The sequence below is a fragment of the Polaromonas sp. P1_F8 genome (assembly GCF_056405635.1).
The window spans coordinates 217,996-242,657 of record NZ_JBFUBS010000001.1; the positions used below are offsets into that span (position 1 = coordinate 217,996).

General features: G+C 61.0%; 27 protein-coding genes and 1 pseudogene. 10 read left to right on the forward strand and 18 right to left on the reverse strand.

Annotated features, from left to right (window positions below):
- Position 1 precedes the first annotated feature (1 nt).
- Positions 2 to 1,090: a sulfate/molybdate ABC transporter ATP-binding protein gene (locus tag AC1D1J_RS01075; protein WP_477648612.1), complete on the forward strand. Its 1,089-nt coding sequence runs from the start codon at positions 2 to 4 to the stop codon at positions 1,088 to 1,090.
- A 108-nt stretch (positions 1,091 to 1,198) separates the two neighbouring features.
- Entirely contained in the window at positions 1,199 to 1,636 is a 438-nt protein-coding gene (locus tag AC1D1J_RS01080) for a hypothetical protein (RefSeq protein ID WP_477693652.1), read from the forward strand.
- Between the two features lie 48 nt (positions 1,637 to 1,684).
- Here AC1D1J_RS01080 and AC1D1J_RS01085 read toward each other — a convergent pair whose 3' ends face one another.
- Together AC1D1J_RS01085 and AC1D1J_RS01090 are read right to left on the reverse strand one after the other, a co-directional pair.
- Positions 1,685 to 2,170 carry a low molecular weight protein tyrosine phosphatase family protein gene (locus AC1D1J_RS01085; protein ID WP_477686416.1) on the reverse strand — a complete coding sequence of 162 codons (486 nt, stop codon included), beginning with the start codon at positions 2,168 to 2,170 and terminating at the stop codon, positions 1,685 to 1,687.
- Between the two features lie 42 nt (positions 2,171 to 2,212).
- Positions 2,213 to 3,100: a LysR family transcriptional regulator gene (locus AC1D1J_RS01090; RefSeq protein WP_477693653.1), complete on the reverse strand. Its 888-nt coding sequence runs from the start codon at positions 3,098 to 3,100 to the stop codon at positions 2,213 to 2,215.
- Positions 3,101 to 3,194: 94 nt separating this feature from the next.
- Here AC1D1J_RS01090 and AC1D1J_RS01095 point away from each other — a divergent pair, with 94 nt between their 5' ends.
- Together AC1D1J_RS01095 and AC1D1J_RS01100 are read left to right on the forward strand one after the other, a co-directional pair.
- Complete coding sequence (locus tag AC1D1J_RS01095; RefSeq protein WP_477686414.1) at positions 3,195 to 4,229, forward strand: SDR family oxidoreductase; 1,035 nt, start codon at positions 3,195 to 3,197, stop codon at positions 4,227 to 4,229.
- A 107-nt stretch (positions 4,230 to 4,336) separates the two neighbouring features.
- Positions 4,337 to 4,593, forward strand: a pseudogene (locus tag AC1D1J_RS01100) (TOBE-like domain-containing protein); the annotation flags it as partial.
- Between the two features lie 36 nt (positions 4,594 to 4,629).
- Here the strand turns inward: AC1D1J_RS01100 and AC1D1J_RS01105 are convergent.
- The 8 genes from AC1D1J_RS01105 to AC1D1J_RS01140 all read right to left on the reverse strand — a co-directional run bounded on the left by AC1D1J_RS01105 (position 4,630) and on the right by AC1D1J_RS01140 (position 8,461).
- Complete coding sequence (locus AC1D1J_RS01105; RefSeq protein ID WP_477693654.1) at positions 4,630 to 5,061, reverse strand: DUF695 domain-containing protein; 432 nt, start codon at positions 5,059 to 5,061, stop codon at positions 4,630 to 4,632.
- Positions 5,062 to 5,161: 100 nt separating this feature from the next.
- Positions 5,162 to 5,437, reverse strand: a complete 276-nt coding sequence (locus AC1D1J_RS01110; RefSeq protein WP_477693655.1) for a DUF2277 domain-containing protein — start codon at positions 5,435 to 5,437, stop codon at positions 5,162 to 5,164.
- Between the two features lie 461 nt (positions 5,438 to 5,898).
- Positions 5,899 to 6,129 (reverse strand): hypothetical protein, encoded by a 231-nt coding sequence (locus AC1D1J_RS01115; RefSeq protein ID WP_477686411.1) that lies wholly within the window; start codon positions 6,127 to 6,129, stop codon positions 5,899 to 5,901.
- A gap of 100 nt (positions 6,130 to 6,229) precedes the next feature.
- Positions 6,230 to 6,640 (reverse strand): VOC family protein, encoded by a 411-nt coding sequence (locus AC1D1J_RS01120; protein ID WP_477686410.1) that lies wholly within the window; start codon positions 6,638 to 6,640, stop codon positions 6,230 to 6,232.
- 34 nt (positions 6,641 to 6,674) lie between these two features.
- Positions 6,675 to 7,028 (reverse strand): VOC family protein, encoded by a 354-nt coding sequence (locus AC1D1J_RS01125; protein ID WP_477693656.1) that lies wholly within the window; start codon positions 7,026 to 7,028, stop codon positions 6,675 to 6,677.
- 238 nt (positions 7,029 to 7,266) lie between these two features.
- The gene (locus tag AC1D1J_RS01130; protein WP_477693657.1) at positions 7,267 to 7,683 is read right to left on the reverse strand and encodes a hypothetical protein; all 417 of its coding nucleotides are present in this window, start codon (positions 7,681 to 7,683) and stop codon (positions 7,267 to 7,269) included.
- Positions 7,684 to 7,719: 36 nt separating this feature from the next.
- A complete protein-coding gene (locus AC1D1J_RS01135; protein ID WP_477693658.1) occupies positions 7,720 to 8,046 on the reverse strand; it encodes a hypothetical protein in 327 nt (108 codons plus the stop codon).
- A 46-nt stretch (positions 8,047 to 8,092) separates the two neighbouring features.
- Entirely contained in the window at positions 8,093 to 8,461 is a 369-nt protein-coding gene (locus tag AC1D1J_RS01140) for a hypothetical protein (RefSeq protein WP_477693659.1), read from the reverse strand.
- 183 nt (positions 8,462 to 8,644) lie between these two features.
- Here AC1D1J_RS01140 and AC1D1J_RS01145 point away from each other — a divergent pair, with 183 nt between their 5' ends.
- Complete coding sequence (locus tag AC1D1J_RS01145; RefSeq protein WP_477693660.1) at positions 8,645 to 9,151, forward strand: disulfide bond formation protein B; 507 nt, start codon at positions 8,645 to 8,647, stop codon at positions 9,149 to 9,151.
- A gap of 19 nt (positions 9,152 to 9,170) precedes the next feature.
- On the opposite strand, the gene AC1D1J_RS01150 is transcribed toward AC1D1J_RS01145, so the two are convergent.
- Positions 9,171 to 9,929, reverse strand: coding sequence for an SDR family oxidoreductase (locus AC1D1J_RS01150; protein WP_477693661.1), 759 nt, complete (start codon positions 9,927 to 9,929; stop codon positions 9,171 to 9,173).
- Between the two features lie 232 nt (positions 9,930 to 10,161).
- Between AC1D1J_RS01150 and imuA the strand changes: the two genes are divergently transcribed.
- The 3 genes from imuA to AC1D1J_RS01165 are packed head-to-tail and all read left to right on the forward strand — an operon-like array spanning position 10,162 to position 15,584.
- Positions 10,162 to 10,980 (forward strand): translesion DNA synthesis-associated protein ImuA, encoded by an 819-nt coding sequence (imuA, locus tag AC1D1J_RS01155; protein WP_477693662.1) that lies wholly within the window; start codon positions 10,162 to 10,164, stop codon positions 10,978 to 10,980.
- A complete protein-coding gene (locus AC1D1J_RS01160; protein ID WP_477693663.1) occupies positions 10,940 to 12,388 on the forward strand; it encodes a Y-family DNA polymerase in 1,449 nt (482 codons plus the stop codon). The genes imuA and AC1D1J_RS01160 overlap by 41 nt, the downstream gene beginning before the upstream one ends.
- A gap of 7 nt (positions 12,389 to 12,395) precedes the next feature.
- On the forward strand, positions 12,396 to 15,584 hold the full coding sequence (locus tag AC1D1J_RS01165) for an error-prone DNA polymerase (RefSeq protein ID WP_477693664.1): 3,189 nt from the start codon (positions 12,396 to 12,398) through the stop codon (positions 15,582 to 15,584).
- Between the two features lie 76 nt (positions 15,585 to 15,660).
- Here the strand turns inward: AC1D1J_RS01165 and AC1D1J_RS01170 are convergent, their stop codons facing one another.
- Complete coding sequence (locus AC1D1J_RS01170) at positions 15,661 to 16,758, reverse strand: NAD(P)H-dependent flavin oxidoreductase (RefSeq protein ID WP_477693665.1); 1,098 nt, start codon at positions 16,756 to 16,758, stop codon at positions 15,661 to 15,663.
- The gene (gene gstA, locus AC1D1J_RS01175) at positions 16,755 to 17,363 is read right to left on the reverse strand and encodes a glutathione transferase GstA (RefSeq protein WP_477693666.1); all 609 of its coding nucleotides are present in this window, start codon (positions 17,361 to 17,363) and stop codon (positions 16,755 to 16,757) included. Before gstA ends, AC1D1J_RS01170 begins: the two co-directional genes overlap by 4 nt.
- A 125-nt stretch (positions 17,364 to 17,488) precedes the next feature.
- Between gstA and AC1D1J_RS01180 the strand changes: the two genes are divergently transcribed.
- Complete coding sequence (locus AC1D1J_RS01180; protein WP_477693667.1) at positions 17,489 to 18,400, forward strand: LysR family transcriptional regulator; 912 nt, start codon at positions 17,489 to 17,491, stop codon at positions 18,398 to 18,400.
- Between the two features lie 55 nt (positions 18,401 to 18,455).
- Here the strand turns inward: AC1D1J_RS01180 and AC1D1J_RS01185 are convergent, their stop codons facing one another.
- The 5 genes from AC1D1J_RS01185 to argA all read right to left on the reverse strand — a co-directional run bounded on the left by AC1D1J_RS01185 (position 18,456) and on the right by argA (position 23,116).
- Positions 18,456 to 18,935, reverse strand: a complete 480-nt coding sequence (locus AC1D1J_RS01185) for a response regulator (protein ID WP_477686399.1) — start codon at positions 18,933 to 18,935, stop codon at positions 18,456 to 18,458.
- Positions 18,932 to 20,638, reverse strand: a complete 1,707-nt coding sequence (locus tag AC1D1J_RS01190; protein ID WP_477693668.1) for a PAS domain-containing hybrid sensor histidine kinase/response regulator — start codon at positions 20,636 to 20,638, stop codon at positions 18,932 to 18,934. Before AC1D1J_RS01190 ends, AC1D1J_RS01185 begins: the two co-directional genes overlap by 4 nt.
- A gap of 179 nt (positions 20,639 to 20,817) precedes the next feature.
- Entirely contained in the window at positions 20,818 to 21,450 is a 633-nt protein-coding gene (locus AC1D1J_RS01195; protein ID WP_477686397.1) for a LysE family translocator, read from the reverse strand.
- A complete protein-coding gene (locus AC1D1J_RS01200; RefSeq protein ID WP_477671673.1) occupies positions 21,447 to 21,695 on the reverse strand; it encodes a DUF1272 domain-containing protein in 249 nt (82 codons plus the stop codon). Before AC1D1J_RS01200 ends, AC1D1J_RS01195 begins: the two co-directional genes overlap by 4 nt.
- 71 nt (positions 21,696 to 21,766) lie before the next feature.
- Complete coding sequence (gene argA, locus AC1D1J_RS01205; RefSeq protein ID WP_477693669.1) at positions 21,767 to 23,116, reverse strand: amino-acid N-acetyltransferase; 1,350 nt, start codon at positions 23,114 to 23,116, stop codon at positions 21,767 to 21,769.
- A gap of 237 nt (positions 23,117 to 23,353) precedes the next feature.
- Here argA and AC1D1J_RS01210 point away from each other — a divergent pair, with 237 nt between their 5' ends.
- Complete coding sequence (locus AC1D1J_RS01210; protein ID WP_477693670.1) at positions 23,354 to 24,574, forward strand: GGDEF domain-containing protein; 1,221 nt, start codon at positions 23,354 to 23,356, stop codon at positions 24,572 to 24,574.
- The last annotated feature ends 88 nt before the right edge of the window (positions 24,575 to 24,662 follow it).

Sequence of the window (24,662 nt, forward strand, 5' to 3'; positions counted from 1 at the left end):
CATGAGCATCGAAATCCGCAACGTCAGCAAACATTTTGGCGACTTCCAGGCACTGGGCGACGTCAGCCTGGACATTCAATCGGGCGAACTGGTCGCCTTGCTTGGTCCCTCGGGCTGCGGCAAGACCACGCTGCTGCGCATCATTGCCGGTCTGGAAACCGCCGACCGCGGCAGCATCCTCTTCAGCGGCGAAGACACCACCGACGTGCATGTGCGAGAGCGCCAAGTCGGTTTTGTCTTTCAGCACTACGCCCTGTTCCGCCACATGACCGTCTTTGAAAACGTGGCCTTCGGCCTGCGCGTCAAGCCCCGCGGCCAGCGGCCCAGCGAAGCGCAAATCAAGGAAAAAGTGCATTCGCTGCTCAACCTCGTGCAGCTCGACTGGCTGGCCGAGCGCTTTCCGTCGCAGCTTTCTGGCGGGCAGCGCCAGCGCATCGCCCTGGCGCGCGCACTGGCGGTAGAGCCCAAGGTGCTGCTGCTCGATGAACCCTTCGGCGCGCTCGACGCCAAAGTGCGCAAGGAGCTGCGCCGCTGGCTTCGCCGCCTGCATGACGATCTGCACGTCACCAGTATTTTTGTGACGCACGACCAGGAAGAAGCGTTGGAGGTTGCCGACCGCGTGGTGCTGATGAACCAGGGCAAGGTCGAGCAGATTGGCTCACCGCAAGAGGTGTGGGATCACCCGGCCAGCCCGTTTGTGTACGGCTTCCTCGGTGACGTGAACCTGTTCCACGGCCGCGCCCACGAAGGCGAAGTGCAGCTCGAAGGCCTGCGCCTCAATTCACCCGAACACGCCGGCGCGCAGGACGCCAAAGCCTTTGCCTATGTGCGCCCGCACGACCTGGACGTGCAGCGCTATGCACCGGGCGCCGAAGGCATCGTCGCCCACCTGGAACGCGCCATCGTGATCGGCCCGATCGCGCGGCTGGAACTGATTCCCGCCGAAGGCTATGAACAAAAGGGCAATGTCTCGGGCGACTCAATCATCGAAGCCCAGATGACCTCGCAGCAGTTTGCCGAGATGGGCTTGCGCGAAGGCGACATGCTGGTGGTGACGCCGCGCAAGGCGAGGGTGTTTGTGGAGGGGTAGCATCCAAGCCGAGCGGTACCGGCATCCGACTTGAGTGATCGGTTAATCCTCGAGTTCATGGTACGAACCACCGCTTGTCTTTCCTGAGTCCAAGGTCACTGAGAAGACATGCCATGTGTCATCAAAGCACCAAGCCTCGCCTCGCAAGCAGGCGCTTTCAATTTCGATACTGCGGAATCCATCCCAAGATATTCGACGTGTTCGCCAAAGGCGATCCACACCGCGATATGCAGTGAAGTCGCAGTTGCTACCTGTAATGACTTGTCCATCGTCTGGAAAATGATGAAAAAACTCAATGTCGTTGTCGTGGTGGGCGAGCAATTGCCTGGTTTCAATACAAACCACGTAGGCTTGGCCGCCGACTATCAAAAACGCCGTTCTTTCATCTTGTGCCACAACCACTGTATTCAGAGTAGTGACGCCAGGCTGAAAATTACCGATCCAGGACTCGTTGCTCTTTGGAAAGAACTCGACCACCAAACCTTCCCGATGCATTCCTTGGCCAGTAGCACTGAACTGCAATGGCCAGGGCCCTACCCCTGGTAGTCCAGGCAAGATATGGTAGTTCGGCATTTTCTGTAGATCCATGGCGGGTCACTCGATGCCCAGGATGCTTGGAACGCTTTGCTCAAGCATCTCTATCAGTTCCTTGTCCATGAACTTGTACTCATCAGGAATATCAAGAACGTGTAAGGCCTTGTCATCAAGAAGCCTCGTGAACTCCGCCTTCAACCTTGACTTGTGTTTTTCTTCCATGACGAGAACCACGTCGGCCCAACGGATGTCATCGACTGACACGGTATGGCGCGCATTGGGGCTGGTCCCACCCGAACGGGTTAGCAGCTGCGGGTGCTTGCGCCAGAGTTGTTCGGCCGTTGGGCTTCGCCATTGGTTACGGCTGCAAACGAACAATACCTTCAGGCGTTCAGTGCTGCGGGCGGTTTCTTCCTTCTGCACAAGTTGCTTTGCAGTCGTGCGAGGGTAATCGAGGCCCAGTTGCTCTGCACGCGCAACTTTCTTTGACCGGATATACAGGTCTTTCCAGCGTTTCTCCCTGGGCAAATCGTCTTTGGTCGTCATATGTACTTCATGCTTGTTTTTGTAGAGCTGATTTATCCGGCTTCAACCAATATGCTGCTGCAAACCTTGGACCAATGCGTCGAAGGTGACACGGCAACGCGGGCTGTGGCGCAGGTCTTCGTGCATGGTCAGCCAGGTTTCGAGTTTGAAGGACAACTCGCCAGGCAGAACCCGTACCAGGGCGGGGTCCCGCGCCGCCAGCGCTGACTGGCACACGCCAATGCCGGCGCCGGCACGTATCAGTGCCAGTTGCGCGAGGTCGCTGTCGGTACGCGTGGAAAACGCCGCCCGCTTCCATGCGGGCAAGGCTTTGCGCGCCGAACGCAGGAAGGGTGTCTCTTCGTCAAACCCGATCAGCGCATGCTGCGCCAGGTCCGTTGACGACTGTGGCGTGCCGCGCGCGTCCAGGTAATCGCGGCGTGCGTAGAGACCCAGTTCCACTTCGCCCACGCTGCGAGCGATCAACAGGTCCTGCTTGGGCTGTGTCATGCGCACGGCAATGTCGGCTTCGCGTTGCAGCAGGTCCTGCACGCGGTTGGTCAGCACCAGTTCGATGGTCAGGCCCGGGTGCGTGCGTTGCAGTTGCGCGACGATGGGCGGCAGCACTTCAACACCGATGACTTCGCTCACCGTGACCCGCACCGTGCCGCGCACACCGTCACCCTGGCTTTCGGCGGCGCGGCGCAGGGCGGCTGCGGCGCTGGCCATTTCTTCGGCGAAGGGCCGCAGTCCCAGCGCGGCTTCGGTCGGCGCAAAACCGGTTTGTGAGCGCGTGAACAGCGCCAGGCCGAGCGACTTTTCGAGTGAGGCAACATGGCGTCCGACCGTAGGCTGTGCCACCCCCAAAGACCGTGCCGCACCCGAGAGCGAACCCTCGTGCAGCACCCCTAAAAATGAACGGTAAAGCTCCCAGCCAGCATCTTCTTCCATACAAAAATGTATAGCCGTTACCCTGCTTTAGTCAATTCCATTTTGATGCCCCGGGGCCCAGAATTTCCCCATAGCAACTTTTTTGGGGAATGACATGAGCAGCAAACAAGACAAATCAAACACAGCACTGGTGCTGGGCGCAACCGGTGGCATCGGCGGGGAAGTCGCGCGACAACTGGAGGCGGCAGGCTGGCAGGTTCGCGCGCTCAGGCGTGGCGAGCCGCGGCCGGGCGAGCAACGTGGCGGCATCACCTGGCTGCGTGGCGATGCGATGAATCCCGGTGATGTCATGGCGGCAGCACAAGGCTGTGGCGTGATAGTGCACGCTGTCAATCCGTCCGGCTATCGTCGCTGGGGCGAGCTGGTGCTGCCCATGCTGGACAACACGATCGCGGCCGCCCGGGCGCAGGGCGCGACCATCGTGCTGCCCGGCACGGTCTACAACTACGGGCCAGACGCATTTCCCAGCCTCCGGGAGGATTCACCGCAACACCCGCAAACGGCCAAAGGTGCGATTCGCGTGCAGCTCGAGCAGCGGCTCAAGGACGCGACCAGCGACAGTGGCCAGGGCTGCTGCCGGGTGATCATCGTGCGCGCGGGGGATTTTTTCGGGCCGGGTGCCGGGAACAGCTGGTTCTCGCAAGGCCTGGTTCGGCCGGGCGTTCCGGTGCGCAGTGTGAAGCTCCCCGGCAAGTCTGGCGTCGGTCACCAATGGGCCTATTTGCCGGATGTGGCGCGTACCATGGTCGCCTTGCTGGCCCGGCGTGACGTTCTGCCTGCATTTGCAACCTTCCATATGAACGGCCAGTGGGACGCCGACGGCCGCCAGCTGGCTGAAGCGATCTGCCGTGTCGTCGCACGGCGCGGTGGCCCTCAGCCGTCTATCAAATCCTTTCCCTGGTGGGCGGTGACCCTGGCCGCGCCCTTTGTTGAGACCCTGCGCGAGCTGCGCCGGATGCGCTACCTCTGGAACACGCCTATACGCATGGACAACGCCGCCCTGGTGGCGGCGCTCGGTGCGGAGCCGCACACGCCGCTGGACATTGCTATGGAGGAAACACTGCAAGGGCTGGGCTGCCTTCCTGCGCATGGCCGGGATTTCAACCACGGTGCTGTCCGCCGTGGCTGAGCAAGTCAAGCTCGGCTTTTGATGTTGTCAGACGCTTCCAGCTGGGTGAGGTCGACTTGGAGGGGAGCCGGATACTGGCTCGTGCCAAACCTTAGCGCCGACCTGGCCCGCACGACCTGGATGTGCAGCGTTATGCGCCGGGCGCGAAGGCATCGTCGCCCACCTGGAGCGCGCCATCGTGATCGGCCCCATTGCGCGGCTGGAACTGATTCCTGCGGAAGGCTACGAGCAAAAGGGCAATGTCTCGGGCGATTCGATCATCGAAGCCCAGATGACTTCGCAGCAATTTGCCGAGATGGGCTTGCGCGAAGGCGACATGCTGGTGGTGACACCGCGTAAGGCGAGGGTGTTTGTGGAGGGGTAGACCCACACCGATAGACGCCGATAAGAAGGGTTAAGCCTACGCCTGACCGGGAGCGAGGTCATGAAAGTACAACCAATCAGAGTCTTCGTTGAGGCGAATTTCGATCGGATAGCGCTCGGTCTCTTGTGGCATGGTCGACAGGCGGCCCACGAACTCTTGAGGGCTCTTCACGAAGAAGACAAACTCCCGCTCTCCTCTGCCGGTGACGACAGCAGCAAGCACCGAGGACATGTCCTGCTCCACAGCTCCGACAAGTCGGTCTTCAAATACATGCAGGCGCACCAGCTCTTGCCTGGTGGCAAGACCTACATCGTCTGTCTCGTGCATAGACCAAAAAATATTCAAGCGCTTTGGATAGTTTGAGCGAGGAAAGTCTTCTGGGAATTGCCGAAACCGAACAAGATATGGATAGGCGTCAGTATGACCTTCCGCTACAGCCCAAGGGATCTCAGCAAAGGATGTCGACAACTTGACTCCAGGATGGTTTGCGCGAAATCGGCATGGCAGATGGTAACGCCGCGCAAGGCGAGGGCGTTTGTAGAGGGTTGAGAGTCTGAACGAGCGGACGTTACTGACTCGTGCCAAACCTCAATGCCGACCTGGCCCGTGCCCGTTCGGCTTCCACCTCCCGGTTGCGTGGCTCGGCGTTGGTTACCAGTGAGCGGATCAGAACCCGTGCCGAGGCCGCCACCTCTTCCACAGCACGATCGAACGCGGCTTCATTGGCCTTGGAGGGGACGTTGAAGCCGCTGAGCTTTCTGACAAACTGCAGCGAGGCGTCACGGATTTCCAGTTCCGTGGCCGGCGGCTCGAAGTTGAACAGGGTCTTGATGTTGCGGCACATGGCAGCTCCTTAAGACGAAAGTATCGAATTGGGTTACGCCGACAAAGGTACGCAGCTTGAGGATTCGAGAAAAAATTTCATGCGCTGCTGCCGTTCCTCACGTCGGAAGATCGGCACTGACCGGAGGATCAGACGGCGCCCGCCCGGTTTTTTTGGGCACATCATGAAGAACGGGCTTAACCTGCGGCACCGAGTAGACATTGACTCTGTTCTTGTACTTTGCCCGAAGTGCCGGGTGCATACGATCAGGAAAGCTGCAAACCCAGAGTGCAAAAACAGGTCCCACTACGGGAATGAAGGCAACTATCGTCACTGCAACTTTTAAAAGAACGGGATCTTCGCGGCGCCATATCAGGAACGCCACCAGGCATGAGCCCACGGCAGAGGCTCCGAGAGTAATCAGGGCAGGTAGAGGGATGTCAGCTAGAGCCATGTGTCTTGCATGCGCATCGATGCGCTGTTCATGGGTTATTTTGCAGGATCGACTCGATTACCTCAGAGCCTCCAACAATGTCCTCATTTCCGGCGAAGCGCGAGACTTCCATGCGGCCATCTTCGAACACGTCAATCTCAACTCGCTCACCCACAAGGGTCAAGGTGACCAGTATCGTGTCCGGCCGATGTCTTCCGAGCGTGAAATGGATATTCGCGGCTTCAAGTGTAGAAAGCAGCTGAAATAGCGGGTGATTCATGCCGCCTTATTTAATCGCAAATTGGCGATCAAAACCCTATGGGCTCAAAAAAGGAATCACCGCTTACCCCGAATACTTCGGAGTTGACGGCTTTCGGTTTTCAGCTGGCAGGCCTGATCACCACCGATTCCGCCGAAGCCACAAAAGGCCCGTGGTACACCGCCTCAATGTTGTTGCCGTCCGGGTCCAGCACAAAGGCGGCGTAGTAGCCGGGGTGGTATTTGCGCTCGCCCGGCGCGCCGTTGTCGGTGCCGCCTGCGGCCAGGGCGGCTTCGTAAAAGGCTTTGACCTCTGAGTGGTCCTTGGCCCGGAAAGCCAGATGGACATGCGAGGTAGGTCCGTCTGCCTGGTCCATCCACAACTCGTCGGCCGAAAAATGGTCGTCGGCCTCCTGGATGGCACTTTCCTTGTTCAGTGACTTGAGCACGGCACGGTAAAAGCGCTTGCTCGCCGCGAGGTCATGGGCGCGCAGGTGAACATGGTCGATGAGTCGTCCGCGGTGTATTTCCATGGTGGGCTTCCTTGTTCGGGAGTGGTTGATCTGTTCAGCGGATCACGCCGGGCATCAGGGCTTCGGCAATGGCAATGTGGTTGCCGTCGGGGTCGGTGATCATCACCGTCCTGACCTTGTCGCTGGAGGTTGTGTGGCTGGTGTCTATGCCCAGCGTGTGCAGGTGTTCGATTTCCGGTTCAAGGTCATTCACGGCCAGGGTTACCGAGCCTTCCCCGGCGCGCTCGGCCAGCTCATACACCTGCAGGCCGCCGCCGCGCTTGAACTGCCATTCGCCGACTTCAGGCATGGGGCGGCTGGCTTTGGCGTCCAGCAGTTTTTCGTACCAGGGGATGGATGTGTCCAGGTTGCGGACGGCGACACTGGCAAGGGCGTTTTGCACAATCATGGGGGTCTCCAAAAAGATCTATTCCTGAAAATCTACGCCCGCCGGCGCCTCCCAGTTGTAGGACAAATGCTGGCAAATGCGGGTATGACGGGGATAGAGGGCCATCAAAGGCCTATTGCAAGTGGCTTGAAGTTGCGCAAGGTCTTGATGTTGCGGCGCGCAGCGGCTTCTTGAGACCAGGATTTCTGCTCAGAAACGATAGTCGGTGCAGTCGCTAATTTGGTAACAGCGCAACTGGTCAGGTTGACGCCGCGTAACCCACGACCTCTGCCAATTCGCCTTCACGCTCACGATATTGCTGCAATGACTCATTGAAGACATGAATGTGATTTGCAGTCTGATCGTAGCCTTGGGTAGACCACCTGTATTCGCCGCTGAAACGGTAAATATTGAAGAGGATTTCCTCCGGCTCACCCATCAAGGTTGTCGCAAGAAGCTCCCTGATTTCATGAAGAGCTACATGGCGATAACCACCTTGAATGCCAACAAAAAAGACCGGAAATTCATTCTGCGAAATCTCGAAGAGGCGATGCGTTGCCTTGGGGTCAACCTGTGCAATGGCATAAGCTTCGGCCACTTCTTTGGACGACGAGAGGCAAGTGATCCAGGAGTGCGAATTCCTTTTGCCTTGCCAGGTGGTCTCGATGGAAAACATGGGTCTAGCTTGACCTGCGAAGGGTGATGCCTGCAATCATCCGCATTCTGCAGTGGCATGAGACTCAGCTGCGCACACAGGCTGCGGCAGAAGTAAAAAACTGGCAGCAAGCAGCGTTGCCCCAACCAATGCCCGGAGTGACCACGACAACTTCATCAAAACAAAACCGAGAGTGATCAACATGGCCAGAGCCATGCCCCCAAACACAATGCCAACGGCGGCACCCTGAAGCGAACTGCCGCATAACGCCACCGCGTAGCCCGCAGCAAGCAAAGACGCAACCAGCGCCGCTACGCCAGCAATCGCTGTTGCCGCGATCTTGCTGGCGAGTAAGAGGTGGGGATGAATGAGCATGACGGTCAAGGTCTAAATTCAGCGGCGCTCAAGGAGGATGGAATAAATTGTCAGGTTATTCATCATGGGGGTGGTATTCCGTTCCATCGCCAGGAACATAAGCAGTCACACCATGTTTGCGCTGCAATTCACCCACAAGATCACCAACCATCTCACCGGCAGAAAAAACACACGCAAGGACAAGGTGGCAAGGGGAGCGATCTATCCTGCAACTCCATGGACTAAATGTCGCGTCATCTATCTTGTCTAATGGAACGTCGTCAATCTCTGGATGTCTCGCAACGAGTTCTTCATAAAAAGCATCGATGGATGGATGGGGTGTAAGTCCGGAAAGATCACCTTCCACCAAACGTGCATACAACTTACCGGCAGCCGCATCACCAATAGGCCTCTCGGTTCGCCAGATAGCTATGTCAAGACTCATGTATTTATGGTGGAAGCAGGTTGAACCGAGACACGCACCGCGAAGCGGCCTTTCGTGTGGTTTATATCAGTATTCTCCGAGGAGAAAAATGACGGGATTTTCCTGATCAGGGAACTTATCCCTTCCTAAACGCCCGAACCCCTGGACAATTCATAATTCATCCAGAAAAAAGAGGGCTCCCTGATGTTTTTGACATATTTCGACGCCATGCCGCGCCGCATGCTGGCGCTGATCGCCGTGGCCTGCGTGGCCATGCTGGCTTTTGGCCTGTACCTGCAGCACGTGGTGGGCCTGGAGCCTTGCCCGATGTGCATCGTGCAGCGGTATGCGCTGGTGCTGGTGGCGGTGGTGGCGGGCGTGACGGCCATCGCCAAAAGCCGGGGCATGCTGATCGCCGGTTCAGGCCTGATGGTGCTGCTCTCGGGTTTTGGTGCTTTTGTGGCGGCGCGCCAAAGTTTCCTGCAGTGGTACCCGCCTGAAATTGCCTCTTGCGGCCGCGACTTCTACGGAATGATCGAAACCTTTCCGCTCAAACGCGCCATTCCCATGATCTTCAAGGGCAGCGGCGACTGCACCAAGATCGACTGGACTTTTCTGGGCGGCTCGATTGCCAACTGGTCTTTCCTGTGTTTTGTGGCTATTGCGGTCGTGGGCTTGCTGCTGATCGCACGCCAGGCGCGCAAGCGGTAAGACCGCGCGCCTTTGCGGATCAGGCGATCGTCAGCCCGCCGTCGAGGATGAATTCACTGCCAACGGCATAAGTGGATTCGTCCGAGGCCAGAAACACCACGGCCTTGGCGATCTCGATGGGCAAGCCAAACCGGTGCGCCGGCGTCAGCGCAACCAGCCCGTCCTTCATTTGCTGCAAGGCCTCGGCAGGCAGGCCCAGCTTTTCATAAATAGGCGTGGTCACGGTGCCAGGGCTGACGACGTTGACCCGGATGCCCCTGCCGATCAATTCCCCCGACAGCGTTTTGGCCAGCGAAATCATCCCGGCCTTGGTGGCCGAATAGACGCTGGAGGCGGGCATGCCCAGGTGCGCATTCACCGAGGCGTTCAGGATGACGGAGGCCGGGTTGGCCAATGTGCCCAGCAAAGCCTGCAGCAAAAAGAAGGGCCCCTTCAGGTTGACGGCCATGGAGCGGTCGAAGGCAGCCTCGTCCCACGCATCAAGCGGCATGAAGACGCCGATGCCCGCATTGATGAAGGCCACATCAAGTTGCCCAAAAGAGTCTTTCACCCGTTGAGCCAGTTTTTTCTGCTCTGCCAGATTGCCCGCGTCGGTCTTTGAGAAGCTTAAGAAGTGGGCGTCGCTGCCGAGCTGCCGGCGCGCTTCGTCCAGTGATTCGTCGCTGGATCCGGTCACCATGACCCTGGCTCCTTCGGCCAAAAACTGTTTGGCCGTTTCAAGGCCGATGCCCGAAGTGCCGCCTGTAATCAGCGCACGTTTGTTCTGCAGTCTGTTCATCAAATTTCCTGGAATGAGGTAGCAAGTACCGGTGGTCCAAGCGTAGGAGGGGCCGATGCCCGGCGCTGGCTGGTTCCGGACATGTGTTTCAGGCTGATGAATCTGGGGGTCTGCTTTTTACTTCGGCTTGCCTGGCGTGTTGGGTGGGGTGAATACCCCTTATTTGCCAGGATCTGAATCAGCAATATACTGTACATAAATACAGTATTTATCCAGATTTGAATCCCTCGCCATGCTTTCGCCAACACTCGTGGACCGCGCCTTGCCGGACTTCGCCAACGCCAATGTATGGCGCGCCGGCGAACTGGGCAGCGCAAGCCTGCGGACCCTCCCCACGGGCTATGTGGCGCTGGATGCTGTCTTGCCCGGCGGCGGCTGGCCGCAAGGGGCGCTGGTTGAGGTAATGCAGCCGCAGGCCGGGCTGCACGAATGGGGCCTGATGGCACCGGCGCTGGCAGCCCTGCAGGCAGAGACGCCCGGCGGGCTCACCGTGTTGGTGGGCACGCCCTGGTTGCCTTTTGGCCCGGCGCTGGGCGCGCGCCGGCTCAACATGCAGCGCTTGCTCAGCGTGCACGGCAAGCCGGGTGATGCACCTTCGCTGCTGTGGGCCACGCGTGAAGCCCTGCAATGCGCCGACGTGCACAGCGTGCTGGCCTGGCTGCCGGATGCACGCAGCGCCCATCTGCGCCGCCTGCAGATTGCCGCGCATGCGCACAACAAGTTGCTGTTTGTGTTTCGGCCGCCGCGGGCTCAACATGAATCGTCACCTGCGCCGCTGCGCCTGCTGCTGGAAGGCGCCGTGCAGGAGGGCGGCAACCTGCTGGTCCACGTGCTCAAGCGCCGCGGCCCGCCACTGGCTGCGCCGGTGCTGCTCGACACCCGGCCCGCCCGGCTGTCAGCGCTGCTGGCAGCCAGCCGCGACAGGGCCCGGCAAAAGCGGGAAGAGCTTGCGCCCATCCTGCTGCCGTCACTGGTTTCGCTGCCTGTCACCTCACCCCGGAGCCCCATCCATGCGTTGCTGGATCGCATTGCGCATCTCGACCACCACTGATGCGGTGCAGCCATGGACCCAGGACGCCGCTGCCCTGCAGCGCGCGGTGGCCAGCCTGGCGCTGGGCTTCACGCCGCGCGTGGCGCTGGTGGATGAAGCGGTGCTGATGGACGTGACGGGCAGCCTGCGCCTGTTTGGCGGGCTGGCGCGGCTGATGCAGCTGCTGGCGCAGAAAATTGAGCTGTTTTTTGAATCAAACCAGGTTGTAGCCCTTATGGAACGGGCGCAAGGTGCTACATCTTTGATAGCGATCGGGCGGCTTCGGCTGCAGCAGGATCAGGCTGGTGCGTTGAAAAAACGCGTGGCCGACCTGCCCATGCACACGTTGACGGCGGCACGCCCGCACCTTGGTGTGCTGGAGCGCATTGGCTGCCGCAGCTGGGACGACCTGCTGCGCCTGCCGCGTGACGGCGTGGCCCGGCGTTTTGGCGCGGAACTGCTGGAGGCGCTGGACCGCGCCCGCGGCACTGTAGCCGACGACTATGCGTGGCAAGTGCTGCCCGAACACTTTGAGGAAAAACTGGAGCTCAATGCATTGGTGACGCATGGCCCCGCGCTGATGGCGGGCGTTGATCGTTTGCTGGTTCACCTGCACGCCTGGCTGCTGGGGCGGCAGAGCGGGCTCTGCGCCCTGAAAATCATCTGGCACCTGGACAAACGCCGTGATGTGGCGCCGACTGGCGAGCTCGAGATTCGCACCGCCCAGCCTGCACAAGATTTGCGTCACGTGGCGCGCCTTATCTCAGAACACCTGGCGCAGCAAAAGCTGCCGGCGCCGGTGCACAGCCTGACGCTGCAGTCGCTGGCCACCGAGCTGCTGGCCGACTCGGCAGCCGCCACCGGCAGCCTGCTGATGGAAGCGCGCCGGCAGGGCGACAGCGTGGTGGAACTGGTCGAGCGGCTCAGCGCCCGCCTGGGCGATGCCCATGTGCAAGCCTGGCAACCTTGCACTGACCACCGGCCCGAGCTGATGCAGCGCTGGGTGAGCGCCCGAAGTGCTATTAAATCAATAGCTGCTTGCGCACAGCCACCGGGCGCCAGAGGCATAAAACACTTGCAAAAAGACGCTTCCCCGGTTTTTCCGAAGGCCCGGGCTGAAGCCTTGTACCCGGCCTGGCTGCTGCCCGAGCCTTTGAGGCTGCAAGCTGCAGGCAACAGCCCGGTGTACCAGGGCAAGCTGACGCGCCTGGCCGGGCCGCAGCGGCTGGAGGCTGCCGAATGGTTGCTGGCTGACCGCGACAACCGCAGCGCTGAGCCGGGCCTGAGCGAAAAGCCGTGGGCGTTTCGCGACTACTACATCTACCGCAGCCAGCAGGGCGGCTTGCTGTGGGTTTACAGCGAAAGGCTGGGCTCCGCCGCCCAGGCCGGCCGGCAGCGCACCTGGTATTTGCACGGTTTTTTTGCCTGAGGCCCGCATGCCTGCCTACGCGCTTCCCGATTACGCCGAGCTGCACGCGCTGAGCAACTTCAGCTTCCAGCGCGGCGCCTCGCACGCGCAGGAGCTGGCCGAACGCGCTTCCGAGCTGGGCTACAAGGCGCTGGCCATCACCGACGAGTGTTCGGTGGCGGGGGTGGTCAGGGCGCATGAGGTGGCAAAGGAGATGGGCCTCAAGCTGCTGCCGGGCGCGGAATTTTTGGTGCAGGCGCCCGATGCCTTCAGGCTGGTGGTGTTGCCCCACAACGCCGTGGGCTGGGGCAACCTGTGCGAGTTCATCACCGAAGCCCGCAAAGCGGGCGACGTGGTGGAAAAAGGCAGCTACCGCGTCGCGTTGGGCGAGACGGATTTCTCCCGGCTGGGGGATTGCGAAATTTTGCTGGCGCCTTTGCATGAAGTGGGCGCGGGTGCTATCAATACAGAAGCGCTTTGCGCCCATTGCGCCTGGGCTGCAGGCCTTTTTGGCATCAATGCCTGGCTGGCGGTGGAGCTGCTGCAGGGCCTGGACGACGCGCTGCGCCTGCAGCAGCTGCAGGAAGTAGCCCGGCGCACCGGCATACGGCTGGTGGCGGCCGGCCATGTGCTGATGCACAAGCGCTCACGCAAGCCGCTGCACGATGTGATGACCGCCATCAAGCTGGGCAAACCGGTGCATGAATGCGGCTTTGCGCTGCAGCCGAATGCCGAAGCGCATTTGCGGCCGCGCATGCGCCTGGCCGAGATTTACCCCGCCAGTCTGTTGCGTGCCACGCTGGAAGTGGCTGCGCGGTGCAATTTCACTCTCGATGAGATTCGCAACCTGTACCGCTACCCGCAGGAAGACATGGTGCCGGCCGCCGAAACGCCTTCGCGGTGGCTGCGGCGGCTGACCTGGCAGGGCGCCCATACCCGCTACCCGCATCACATACCGCACAAGATCAGGCGGCAGCTGGGCTTTGAGCTGGCGCTGATCGAAGAGCTTGAATACGAGATGTTCTTCATCACCGTGCACGACATCGTGCGGTTTGCGAGAGAGAAGGAAATCCTTTGCCAGGGGCGTGGCTCGGCGGCCAATTCGGTGGTGTGTTTTTGCCTGGGCGTCACGGCCGTCAACCCGGCGGAAAGCAAGCTGCTGTTTGAGCGTTTTATCAGCCGCGAGCGCAGTGAACCGCCCGACATCGACGTGGACTTCGAACATGAGCGGCGTGAAGAAGTCATCCAGTACATCTACGGCAAATACGGCCACGACCGCGCCGCCATTGCCGCCACCGTCATCAGCTACCGGCCGCGCAGCGCGATCCGCGATGTGGGCAAGGCGCTGGCAATGGCGCCTGAACTGATAGACCTGTTCGCCAAAGAGCATTTCTGGTTTGACGGCAGCGAGGTGCTGCAGGAAAAACTCAAGGAAGCCGGGCTGGAGGGCCGAGAAGGGCCGGTGCTGCAATGGTTTGACCTGTCGGCGCAGCTTATTGGCTTTCCGCGTCACCTGAGCCAGCACGTCGGCGGCTTTGTCCTGACCCAGGGCAAGCTCACGCGGCTGGTGCCGGTGCAGCCGGCTTCGATGGAAGACCGCCGCATCATCCAGTGGGACAAGGATGACCTGGAGGCCATGGGCCTGCTGAAAGTGGATGTGCTGGCGCTGGGCATGCTGTCGGCCATCCGGCGCTGCCTGGATTTGGTGAACCAGGCGCGGGGCAGCCAGCTGGAGATGCATCAAATCGAGCCGGACGACACACCCACCTACGACATGATTTGCGAAGCCGACACGGTGGGGGTTTTCCAGATTGAAAGCCGGGCCCAGATGTCCATGCTGCCGCGACTGCAGCCGCGCAATTACTACGACCTGGTGGTGGAAGTCGCCATCGTGCGGCCGGGGCCCATCCAGGGCGGCATGGTGCACCCGTACCTGAAGGCACGCGATAAAAAGCGGCGGGGCGAAGACGTCGTGCCGGAATACCCGGCGCTGAACCCGGCCCTGGAACGCACGCTGGGCATCCCGATTTTCCAGGAGCAGGTGATGCAGATCGCGATGATCGCCGCTGACTTCACGCCCGGGGAGGCCGACGATTTACGCCGCTCCATGGCGGCCTGGAAGCGCAAGGGCGGGGTTGACCGCTTTCATGGCCGCCTGGTCAATGCCATGGTCAAAAACGGCTACAGCGCCGAATTTTCAGAGCGCATCTTCAGTCAGATATTGGGCTTCGGCGACTACGGCTTTCCGGAAAGCCACGCCGCCAGCTTTGCCAAGCTGGTTTATGTGAGCTGTTGGCTCAAGCGCCACGAGCCGGCCTGCTTTCTGGCGGCCATGGTCAATTCGCAGCCTATGGGTTTTTACACGCCGTCCCAGCTGGTGCAAGACGCTGTCCGCCACCAGGTGGAGGTGCGCGCGGTGGACGTCATGCACAGTGAATGGGACTGCACGCTGGAGCCACTGGGTGTGCTGGCTGCGGGGACGCAGCCGGCGGTGCGCCTGGGCCTGCGCCTGGTGGCCGGCTTGCGCGAAGAAGCCGCCCTGCGCCTGGTGGAGGCACGGGCACAAGCGCCTTTCATTTCGACGGAAGACCTGGTGTCGCGCGCCCAGCTGGGTACGCTCGAAATCAACGCGCTGGCCGCCGCCGATGCCCTGCTGCCGCTGGCGGGCCACCGGCGCCAGCAGGTCTGGGAAGCTTCAGCCATCAAACTGGCGCCGCGCCTGCTCAAATCGGTACCCACGCACGAAACGCCGCTGGCCTTGCCCGACACGCCCGAGGGCGAAAATATTTTGTTCGACTACCAGGCCACGGGCCTCACGCTGCGGCGCCACCCGGTGGCCTTGCTGCGGGAACGGCTGTCACGCAGGGGCCTGCTGAGCGCCAGCGAGCTCAATGCCTTGCCCGACGGCGAAGAGGTGGCCGGTTGTGGCATCGTCACTGTGCGCCAGCAGCCGCAAACCGCCAAGGGCACCATCTTCGTCACGCTCGAAGACGAGACCGGGCCGGTCAATGTGATCATCTGGAAATCGCTGCGCGAGGCGCAACGCGGCGAGGTGCTGCATGCCCGGCTGCTGGCGGTGTATGGCACGTGGCAGCGTAGTGAAGAACGCGGCAGCGCCAAAGGTTATGGCGCGGTGCGCAACCTGGTGGCGCACCGGCTGGAAGACCTCACGCCGTTGCTGGGGCGGCTGGGCACATCGAGCCGCGATTTTCATTGAGGCGACGGCACCTCAATCAGGCACCTTCAGTCAATCCATCGTCATGCGCGGTCATCAGACAAATCCTGCTTGAAGGTCAGACTGACCCGGCAACCCGCTTTAGCGCGTCGTCGGTTTGCTGCTGCAGCGCCACCATCAGCGAGCCGGCATCCCGGTGCTTGAGCAGCGGTGCGGCCTGGCCGGACCAGAGCGACATCAAGTCTGTTCTGCCTTGGGCAATAGCAGCCGGTTTCAACTGGCCGGTCAGCCAGTTCTGGACCGGGTAGGGCGCAATACCTCCCTCGTGCGCCTTCAACTCGTTCATGAAGCGGTTTTCAATACCGCGCGCCAGGCGCCCGCTGAAGGCGCGGGTGAGGGCGGTGTATCGGGTATCAGTGCTGAACAATTTTTGGCGATGAATGTCGCTGGCAGATGACTCGACGCAGGCCAGGAAGGCCGTGCCGATCTGCACGCCTTGAGCACCCAGCGCCAAGGCTGCTGCAATGCCGCGCCCGTCGGCAATACCGCCTGCGGCAATGACCGGGGCCTTGATCGCATCGACCACCTGGGGAATCAGCGCCAGCGTACCGGTGAGAGAGTTTTCGGGTGGACGTAGGAAGGACACGCGATGCCCGCCCGCCTCAAAGCCGGTTGCCACCACCATATCGACGCCGGCGCTGTCGAGTGCCATCGCCTCTTCAGGCGTTGTAGCGGCGCCCACGGTCACGATATCCAGCGCCTTGCATTGGCGAAGGATCTCCGGCGACGGAATGCCGAATACAAAACTGAAAACCGCGGGTCGGGCTGCCAGCAGGCCCTGTACCTGGTCCTCGTAGCGCGGGCTGAAGCGCTCGGGCCGGGTCGGCAAGGGTTCACCGAGTTCCTTGAAGTAGGGGGCGAGCAGCGACAGGTGCTGCTCGAATTGCGGGTCTGTGACTGGCGGGTCCTCGCTGTTCTCGTGCGGCACCCACAGGTTCAATGCGAAAGGCCGTTTTGTTTTCAGGCGTATGGCCTGCGCCGTCTCTTCAATTTGCGCGCCTGTCAGGTGATGCACGCCAAACGAGCCCAGCCCACCGCTCTCGCAGACCGCCGTGGTCAGCGCCACCGAGGAAAGGCCGCCTCCGAAGGGACCCTGCACAATCGGCGCCGCCAGGCCCAGTCTTTGGGTCAGCGCCGTGGTTTTCCAGCGGCTCATACCAGCAGTCCTTCGGCCTTCAGGGCCTCGCGCACGGCGGGCCGGCCGGCCACGCGTGCCAGGAAATCCTGCAGATGCTTCAGGTCTGCCAGGTCCAACGACACGTACTTGGCCCAGCCTGTGACTGCAAACAAGTAGGCATCGGCCACGGTGAAGGACTGGCCGAGCAAATAGTCTTTGGACTGCAGCTGGGTGTTGACCCATTCGTATTTTTTGCGCAGAACGCTGGCCAGGGTTTTTTTGGCGCTGCTGTCCAGGTCCGGGTTGAACAATGGCGTGAAGGTTTTGTGGAGCTCCGAGGTGATGTAGTTCTGCCACTCCATCACGCGGTAGCGGTCCATGCTGCCGGCGGCCGGAAGCAGGTCGGCGCGGCCTGCCTTGTCGGCAATGTATTGGGCGATGACGGGGCCTTCGGTCAGGCGCTCGCCGCTCTCGAGCTCCAGCAGCGGCACGGCACCCTTGGGGTTAATGGCGTAGTAGTCGGCCCCGTCTGCGGTGGTGTGGGTGCCTGTATCAACTTTTTCAAGCTTGAAGGCCTGCCGGGTTTCCTTCAGAACAATGTGGGGAGCCAGTGAGCAGGCGCCAGGAGAGAAAAACAGTTTCATGGGTTCCTTGATCAAATTAGTTGGGAAGGCCTCATGCTATTGATGATGTTTGGAGAGATAAATGGATGTTGGTTAACTTCATAAGTTACATGGAGTAATAGATAATCCACAGAAAATCAAAAACCATGAACCGTCAATTTGATGATCTTCAGCTGGGAAGCATTGAGCTTTTTTGCCTTGCGGCAGAGCTCAGCAGCTTCACGGCGGCGGCAACCAGTGCCGGTCTCACGCCTGCCGCTGTGAGCCGCTCGGTGTCGCGTCTGGAGGAAAGGCTGGGCGTGCGGCTCTTCACACGCACGACGCGGCAGATACGGCTGACCGAGGCCGGTCGCGCTTATTTTGAGCAGGCGCGGCAGGCCCTGGGGCAGCTGGTGGAGGCCGAGCGCGAAGCCACGGGCCAGCAATTGGTGCCTGCCGGCGTGCTGCGCATCAGCCTGCCCACGCCTTACGGGCACTACCGTGTGCTGCCTCTGCTGCCGGCTTTTCGGGCTCTTCATCCAGCGGTGCAGGTTGAGGTCAACCTGAGCAACCGCAATGTCAACTTTGCCGACGAGGGCTACGACCTGGCCATACGCGGGCGCGCACAGCCCGACTCAGGCCTAGTCGCGCGCAAGCTCGAAGATGCCGCGTTGGTGGTGGTGGCTGCGCCCTCGTACCTGCAGCAGGCGGGAACCCCAACCTCGCTGGAGGCCTTGCAGCAGCATGACTGCATCCAGTTTTTGTTGCCCAGCAGTGGTCAGAAAATTCCGTGGCTGTTCAGCCAGGCGGGTAAGGAACTGGAGGTGGCTACCAGCGGTGGGTACTGCTGCTCGGAAGACTTGCTGGGCGGGGTGACGCTGGCCCGGCATGGCGCGGGCCTGCTGCAGACTTACCGTTTTATCGTCGAAGAAGACTTGCGCCAAGACCGGCTGCAAGAGGTGTTGCAGCCCTTTGCGGGGCGGTCACGGCCGTTTTCATTGCTATACCCGCACGGGCGGCACGTGCCCTTGCGGGTGCGCTTGTTCATCGACTTCCTGCTTGAAAAGCTCAAGCAGTAAATGCGGGCCGCAGACTAGAGGGATGGGCCTGGCCGCCTGGTCCAGCCAGACGCTATTAGCGGCTTCGCGCTTCGTCGGTTTCTGCGGTGCTCTGTTGCATGGCCAGCTCCAGCAGCTTGCTGTAGTTCTCCAGCTTTTTATACAGCAGGCGCACTTCCAGCGCATTGTGGATGCGCGTCTTGACTTCGACCAGGTCAAACGGTTTGCTGATGAAATCCTTGGCGCCGGCCTGCAAGGCGCGCAGCTTGTGGGCCGGCTCCGCTGTCAGCACGATGACAGAGAGGTATTTGTCATGCCTGTCTTCCTTGAGCGCCTCCATCACCTGGAAGCCGTCCATGCCGGGCATTTTCAGGTCGAGCAGGATCAGGTCGTAGCGGTGCTCTGCGTGCAGCGCGGCTACCTCCGGCGAATTCATGGTGGACCTGACCTGGGTATAGCCGGCGCCTGCCAGCAGCTGCTCGAGTAACTGCACATTGACGGGCTGGTCGTCCACCACCAGGATGCTGCCGTTCAGGATGTCGAATTCGGTGTTCATGCGGTTTTTTCCGGCACGGGGGCCTGCATGGACTTTGTTTTGGAAAATGCCAGCGCCAGGTCCAGGGTGTCCATGAACTCATTGATCCTGATGGGCTTGGTGAGGTAGCGAAAGAAGCCGGCTTCCATGCCTTTTTCAATGTCACGGGGTATGGCATTGGCGCTGAGCGCCACCACCGGAATGTGTGCAGTCAACGGATCGGCACACAGAATCTGTACCGCCTTGATGCCGCTGATGCCCGGCAGGTTGATGTCCATCAGGATGATGTCCGGCTGCGAGGCTTTCGCCATCGCGATGCCGCTGATGCCGTCACGGGCCGACAGCAGCCGGATGTCGGAGCGGCGCGCGATGAGGTCTTCCACCAGCATCAGATTGGCAGGGTTGTCTTCTACGTACAGAAGTGTATGGGCACGTGGATCGGTAGCCACCTGGCTTTGCAGGATCGGCGCCAGGGCTGCCAGCTCTGTTCGCAATGCAATTTCGTCGGTCACGTCCATTTCAATCCAGAACACACTGCCTTTTCCGACAACGCTCTCGACGCCGATGACGCCACCCATCAGCTCGATCAGGCGTTTGGTCATCACCAGCCCAATGCCCGTACCTTGTTCGGTGGTGGCTTGCTGGCCCAGGCGGTTGAAGGGCTGGAAGAGCTGCTCGATCTTGGCAGGGCTCAGGCCTTCGCCCGTGTCTTCAATGCAGATGCGGATGCGCTTTTGAGGCAGATCCACGCAGTTGATCAAGACCGTTCCACTGCTGGTGTTGTACTTGATCGCGTTCGACAGCAGGTTGATCAGAACCTGTTTAAGCCGCGTGCGATCGGCACTCACGAAGCAGGGCACAGGGAATTTCGGAAAGGTCACGGTAATGCCGCGTTTGCCGGCCTGTGACTCGATCAGGGTCTCGCATTCAAGCATGACCTCGGCCAGCGACACAGGTTCCAGCGACAGCGACAGCTTGCCGGACTCGATCAATGCCAGATCCAGGATTTCGTTGATGAGTTCCAGCAGGTACCAGCCGGCCTGGAGGATCTGGTCCACACTGCGTTTTTGCGAGGGCGTTGGCTGGGGCGTGCCGGATTCGATCAGCTGCGCAAATCCGAGGATGGCGCTGAGCGGTGTGCGCAGCTCGTGGCTCATGCTGGACAGGAAGTCCGATTTGGCGAGATTGGCCTTCTCGGCCACGGCCATCGCTTCCTTCAGGGCCACTTCGACCTGCTTGCGTACCGAGTTGTCGGTGCCGATCAGCAGGTAGCCGATGATGGTGCCGAAATCGTCGCGCAATGCGGTGATGGACACGATGGCCGGAAAGCGGCTGCCGTCTTTACAGATATAGGTCAGCTCGTAAATGTCTTCGATGCCGCGCGAGGCCTTGAATGCAAGTGCCTCGAAGCCGGGCGTGATGGTGGTGGCGAGCTCCAGGCTCAGCGCCTGGGCCCGGGCCATCACTTCCTGCGGATCATGGATGTCGCTGGGGTTGATCTTGTTGACGACTTCAGCCGCCATATAACCCAGCATGCGTTCGGCACCGACGTTGAAGAGCTGGATGATGCCTTTTTCGTCGGTTGCGATGATCGAGAAATTTTCGCTCGTCAGGATGGCCGTCTGCAATGCGCCTGTCTTGAGCAGTGCTTCCTGGCGCTTGACCTCTATGCCATCGGCTTTGGCAATGGCGTCAAGAACGCTCAGGCTGGTAATAGGTGACATGGGCCATGTTTCTGTAAAAGTAACGACGACCCTGCGAAGCGCCGGCTATGGGCGGCACTTCCAGGATCCTGGCCGGGAATGTGTGAAGTCTTTGGGAAGACTCCGGGAGTTTTGCAGGGAGGCTGTGAAAAGTCTGTTCGCCAGCGCACATAGCGGGGCCGTGCAGCCCGGGCGCGCCCCTAGCTGTTCGCGCGCCGGTAGAACGCCAGCGAGCCCGCCAGCGCCAGCAGCGCGCCGCCGCAGGCGCGGTCTATCCAGCGTGTGGCCGAGGCCTTGAGCAGGCGTATGGCGCGTGCACCTATGAAGGCATAGCCGAACATGACGGAAAAATCGATGCCGGCGAATACCAGCGAAATGGCGAGGTATTGCGGTGCCTGGGCAGCAGCCGGGTCAATGAACTGCGGGAGCAGGGCCGAGCAAAAGAGGTAACCCTTGGGGTTGGTCACGGCCACCAGGAAGGACTTCATGAAAATTGCGCGGCCGCCGTGCTGCGTGCCGGCATTGCCTTCGGCGGGAATCTCAAATCCGCCGCGCGAGCGCAGCAGGCGAATGCCAAGCCAGGCCAGGTAGACCGCGCCGGCCCACTTGAGCACCGAGAACCAGAACTCGGAGGCCGCCAGCAGCGCACCCAGACCCAATGCGACCGCGCCGACCAGTACAAAGTCTGACACCACGGCACCCAGCATGCCGGGCACGGAGCGGCGCACGCCGTAGCGTGAACCATTGGCCAGCGCGAGCAGGACGGTGGGGCCGGGCGTGGCGATGGCTACCAGCGCCACGATCGAAAAGAGCAGCAGGGTGGTGGTGTTCATGGTGCGGCTCCGCAACCCTGAGGTTTAAAAACACGCTCTTTCGAAGGTGGGTATTTGGCCAGCATGTCGGGCGGGCGGCGCGGCCGTGCGCTAAATTCACCGCCGCAGTTGGGGCAGACGCCTTTGAGCTTGGTGGTGACGCAGTCAACACAAAACGTGCATTCAAAGGTGCAGATGCGGGCATCGGGCGACTCGGCGGGCAGGTCGCGGTTGCAGCATTCGCAGTTGGGGCGGAGCTGGAGCATGCTGGGGTTTCCTGTGTAGATGGAACGGGAGTCACCGGATGCTAAAGAAAAACCGTTCAAGGGGAAAGCCCCTATGACAACTTCTTGACCAGCACCTGGCTCTTGCGGTCCCAGTTGTATTTGCGCTTGCGGCCTTCGGGCAACCAGTCCGGGTCTACCTGCACAAAGCCGCGCTTGATGAACCAGTGCATGGTGCGGGTGGTCAGCACAAAGATGCTTTGCAGGCCGGCCGCGCGGGCGCGCTGCTCGATGCGTTTGAGGATTTTCTCACCGTCGCCCTGGCCCTGGCTTTGCGGCGAGACGGTGAGCGCCGCCATTTCTGCCGTTTTGGCTTCGGGGTAGGGGTAGAGCGCCGCGCAGGCAAAGATCACGCCGTCGTGTTCGATGATGCTGTAGTTGGCGGCGTCGCGCTCGATTTCGGTGCGGCTGCGTTTGACCAGCGTGCCGTCGTTTTCAAAAGGCTCGATCAGCTGCAGGATGCCGCCCACGTCGTCTTCCGTGGCTTCGCGAAGCTCTTCGAGCTTTTCATCGATCACCATGGTGCCGATGCCGTCGTGCACATAGATTTCCAGCAGCAGCGCACCGTCCACCGCAAAGGGCAGGATGTGGCTGCGTTCCACGCCGGCCTTGCAGGCCTTGACGCAGTGCTGCAGGTAAAACGCGGTGTCGGTGGGGCGTTCCCCGTTGGGCAGGGTGGCCAGCAGTTTTTCGGCGGCGGCCAGCGGCAGCTCGGTGTCGATGGGGTTGTCTTCGCTTTCGGGCTGGTCGTGGTGGATGCGTATGCCGGGAATTTCGCTCAGGAAAATCAGCTTGTCGGCCTGCATGGCGATGGCCACCGAAGTGGCGACTTCTTCCATGGTCAGGTTAAAGGCTTCGCCGGTGGGTGAGAAGCCAAAGGGCGAGAGCAGCACCATGGCGCCGAAATCCAGCACACGGCCGATGGCGGCGGTGTCCACCTTGCGCACCAGGCCCGAGTGCTTGAAGTCCACACCGTCGAGGATGCCGACCGGCCGCGCGGTGATGAAATTGCCCGAAATCACCCGTACCGTGGAGCCGGCCATGGGGGTGTTGGGCAGGCCCTGGCTGAAGGCGGCCTCAATCTCGTAGCGCAGCTGGCCGGCGGCTTCCTGGGCACAGTCGAGCGCGACTTCGTCCGTGATACGCATGCCGTGCGAATATCTGGCGGCGTGCCCCTTGGCCTTGAGCTGCTCGTTGACCTGCGGGCGAAAGCCGTGCACCAGCACGATCTTCACGCCCATGCTCTGGATCAGTGCCAGGTCCTGGGCGATGTGCTGGAGCTTGCCGGCCGCAATCGCTTCGCCGGCAATGCCTACGACGAACGTTTTACCGCGGTGGGTATGTATGTAGGGTGCGACCGAGCGGAACCAGGGCACAAAAGTGAAATTGAAGACGGCAGACATGGGCGCGCTTTCGGGATCGGTTGTGGCGGGTCAAGGGCAGCCGGGACGGCGCGAAAGAGGCAAGCGGTCTCCCTGGGCGCTGTTTCCCCGGTAAACGGAAAAAGTCCAGTGAGTGTAAGGGAGACACCGCCCGGCCTGAGGGATGCAAATGCCGGCTTTGGCGAGGGTGCGCTTTTTGCCGGCGTACTTCATTTGGGGGTTTGCTTAATGAGGGGCGGCGGGGTATGGTTAGGGTTCATGGACAAATACGCGATCGGGTTTTGGGGCTGCTATTTCGGGTCAGCCAGCCTGATGCTGGCCGGTTCGGCATTTGCCTATATCCGGTCCTTGCGGCGTATTGCCGTCAATGCGGCTGTCTCGGCAATCGCCTCGACTTTTTTTGTGGTGGCCTTCCTGGGCGGATTGCCCATCGAGAACGCCGATGTTCTGGACCGTTTCCTGGCCCATGTGGCCAGCGTGGTGTCTGCGCTGCTGGCTTACCTGCTGTTTTCCATCCTTGGCATCCTGCGCAATCCGGACTCGGCCAGGCGCGCCTTGACCTGGCTGGCGAGCCTGGCTCTTCTGAATATCGCGGTTGGCTGGGCATTGAGCCCGCGCGACGCCCTGGCACTGAGCCTGGCGGTGGCCTGTTTTCTGGGGCTGGTGGCAATGGCGCTCAGTCTTCGCAGTGCCGTTCGGGGGGACCTGCTTGCCTGGGTGGCTGTCTCGGGCGTCTCCTTCATGCTCGTGGCCATTGCCGGGTTGAGTTGGGTGGCGATGGACCGTGCCCATGTGCCGTGGCAGGTGCACGCGGTGACCGCTGTCGCCGGCACGTGTTACCTGGCCACCATGGCAGCTGTGCTGTGGATCCGTTATTCCTACCTGATCGAGCTGAACCGGGCCATGGCACATGGCCCCAGCTACGACCCGGTCACGCGCATGCGCTCCCACAGCGAAACCGGCAACATGCTGGAGGCAACCTTCAGGCGATACCGCGATGAGCCGGTGCCGTTGGGCGTGATTGTGGTGTCGGTCGCCAATCTTTATGTGCTGGAAAAGCTTTACGGCCACGCGGCTGTGAACCACGCGCTGTTTGTGTGCGCCGGCCGGCTGCGGCGCACCGTGCCCGCTGGTGTGGAAATGGGACGCCTCGAAGAGAACGGGTTTTTGCTGCTGATGCGCAATTGCCATGACAGCGGCCAGCTGATCCACCTGGCGCGCAGGGTTCAGTCGGCCCTGGCCAGGTCGGTAGTGCTCAACACCACGCTCGAAGGCGATCTGGTAGGGAACCAGCAGACGCGCTGGGTCGCTGAAGTCGGCCTTGGCGTGCTCAGGGTCTCCAAGTCCGACGCACGCGCCTCTTCGGCGGTGAGCACAGGGCGGGGCATGTCGCGCATAGCGCTCAGCTACCCAAGCCGCATTGCGTGGTTTGACGAGACCAGCGGGGAAGCCGTCGACCTGCCCGTGCTGGCGGCCTGATCGCGATGCCATAACCATAGCCGGTCCGCTGCGGGCTGGAACACCCGATAATTGAGCGCTCTGGCAGCGCTGCTGCCGCTTTTATCCT

What these genes read in the sequence shown, in the direction of transcription:
- AC1D1J_RS01190 (WP_477693668.1), bottom strand. Translation starts at nt 20,638, where the DNA reads ATGTCACCTATTACCAGCCTGAGCGTTCTTGACGCCATTGCCAAAGCC.
- argA (WP_477693669.1), bottom strand. Translation starts at nt 23,116, where the DNA reads ATGTCTGCCGTCTTCAATTTCACTTTTGTGCCCTGGTTCCGCTCGGTC.
- AC1D1J_RS01195 (WP_477686397.1), bottom strand. Translation starts at nt 21,450, where the DNA reads ATGAACACCACCACCCTGCTGCTCTTTTCGATCGTGGCGCTGGTAGCC.
- imuA (WP_477693662.1), top strand. Translation starts at nt 10,162, where the DNA reads ATGCTTTCGCCAACACTCGTGGACCGCGCCTTGCCGGACTTCGCCAAC.
- AC1D1J_RS01115 (WP_477686411.1), bottom strand. Translation starts at nt 6,129, where the DNA reads ATGAATCACCCGCTATTTCAGCTGCTTTCTACACTTGAAGCCGCGAAT.
- AC1D1J_RS01140 (WP_477693659.1), bottom strand. Translation starts at nt 8,461, where the DNA reads ATGAGTCTTGACATAGCTATCTGGCGAACCGAGAGGCCTATTGGTGAT.
- AC1D1J_RS01150 (WP_477693661.1), bottom strand. Translation starts at nt 9,929, where the DNA reads ATGAACAGACTGCAGAACAAACGTGCGCTGATTACAGGCGGCACTTCG.
- AC1D1J_RS01130 (WP_477693657.1), bottom strand. Translation starts at nt 7,683, where the DNA reads ATGTTTTCCATCGAGACCACCTGGCAAGGCAAAAGGAATTCGCACTCC.
- AC1D1J_RS01160 (WP_477693663.1), top strand. Translation starts at nt 10,940, where the DNA reads ATGCGTTGCTGGATCGCATTGCGCATCTCGACCACCACTGATGCGGTG.
- AC1D1J_RS01145 (WP_477693660.1), top strand. Translation starts at nt 8,645, where the DNA reads ATGTTTTTGACATATTTCGACGCCATGCCGCGCCGCATGCTGGCGCTG.
- AC1D1J_RS01110 (WP_477693655.1), bottom strand. Translation starts at nt 5,437, where the DNA reads ATGTGCCGCAACATCAAGACCCTGTTCAACTTCGAGCCGCCGGCCACG.
- AC1D1J_RS01120 (WP_477686410.1), bottom strand. Translation starts at nt 6,640, where the DNA reads ATGGAAATACACCGCGGACGACTCATCGACCATGTTCACCTGCGCGCC.
- AC1D1J_RS01210 (WP_477693670.1), top strand. Translation starts at nt 23,354, where the DNA reads ATGGACAAATACGCGATCGGGTTTTGGGGCTGCTATTTCGGGTCAGCC.
- AC1D1J_RS01090 (WP_477693653.1), bottom strand. Translation starts at nt 3,100, where the DNA reads ATGGAAGAAGATGCTGGCTGGGAGCTTTACCGTTCATTTTTAGGGGTG.
- AC1D1J_RS01125 (WP_477693656.1), bottom strand. Translation starts at nt 7,028, where the DNA reads ATGATTGTGCAAAACGCCCTTGCCAGTGTCGCCGTCCGCAACCTGGAC.
- AC1D1J_RS01080 (WP_477693652.1), top strand. Translation starts at nt 1,199, where the DNA reads ATGCCATGTGTCATCAAAGCACCAAGCCTCGCCTCGCAAGCAGGCGCT.
- AC1D1J_RS01095 (WP_477686414.1), top strand. Translation starts at nt 3,195, where the DNA reads ATGAGCAGCAAACAAGACAAATCAAACACAGCACTGGTGCTGGGCGCA.
- AC1D1J_RS01200 (WP_477671673.1), bottom strand. Translation starts at nt 21,695, where the DNA reads ATGCTCCAGCTCCGCCCCAACTGCGAATGCTGCAACCGCGACCTGCCC.
- AC1D1J_RS01185 (WP_477686399.1), bottom strand. Translation starts at nt 18,935, where the DNA reads ATGAACACCGAATTCGACATCCTGAACGGCAGCATCCTGGTGGTGGAC.
- AC1D1J_RS01180 (WP_477693667.1), top strand. Translation starts at nt 17,489, where the DNA reads ATGAACCGTCAATTTGATGATCTTCAGCTGGGAAGCATTGAGCTTTTT.
- gstA (WP_477693666.1), bottom strand. Translation starts at nt 17,363, where the DNA reads ATGAAACTGTTTTTCTCTCCTGGCGCCTGCTCACTGGCTCCCCACATT.
- AC1D1J_RS01075 (WP_477648612.1), top strand. Translation starts at nt 2, where the DNA reads ATGAGCATCGAAATCCGCAACGTCAGCAAACATTTTGGCGACTTCCAG.
- AC1D1J_RS01085 (WP_477686416.1), bottom strand. Translation starts at nt 2,170, where the DNA reads ATGACGACCAAAGACGATTTGCCCAGGGAGAAACGCTGGAAAGACCTG.
- AC1D1J_RS01165 (WP_477693664.1), top strand. Translation starts at nt 12,396, where the DNA reads ATGCCTGCCTACGCGCTTCCCGATTACGCCGAGCTGCACGCGCTGAGC.
- AC1D1J_RS01170 (WP_477693665.1), bottom strand. Translation starts at nt 16,758, where the DNA reads ATGAGCCGCTGGAAAACCACGGCGCTGACCCAAAGACTGGGCCTGGCG.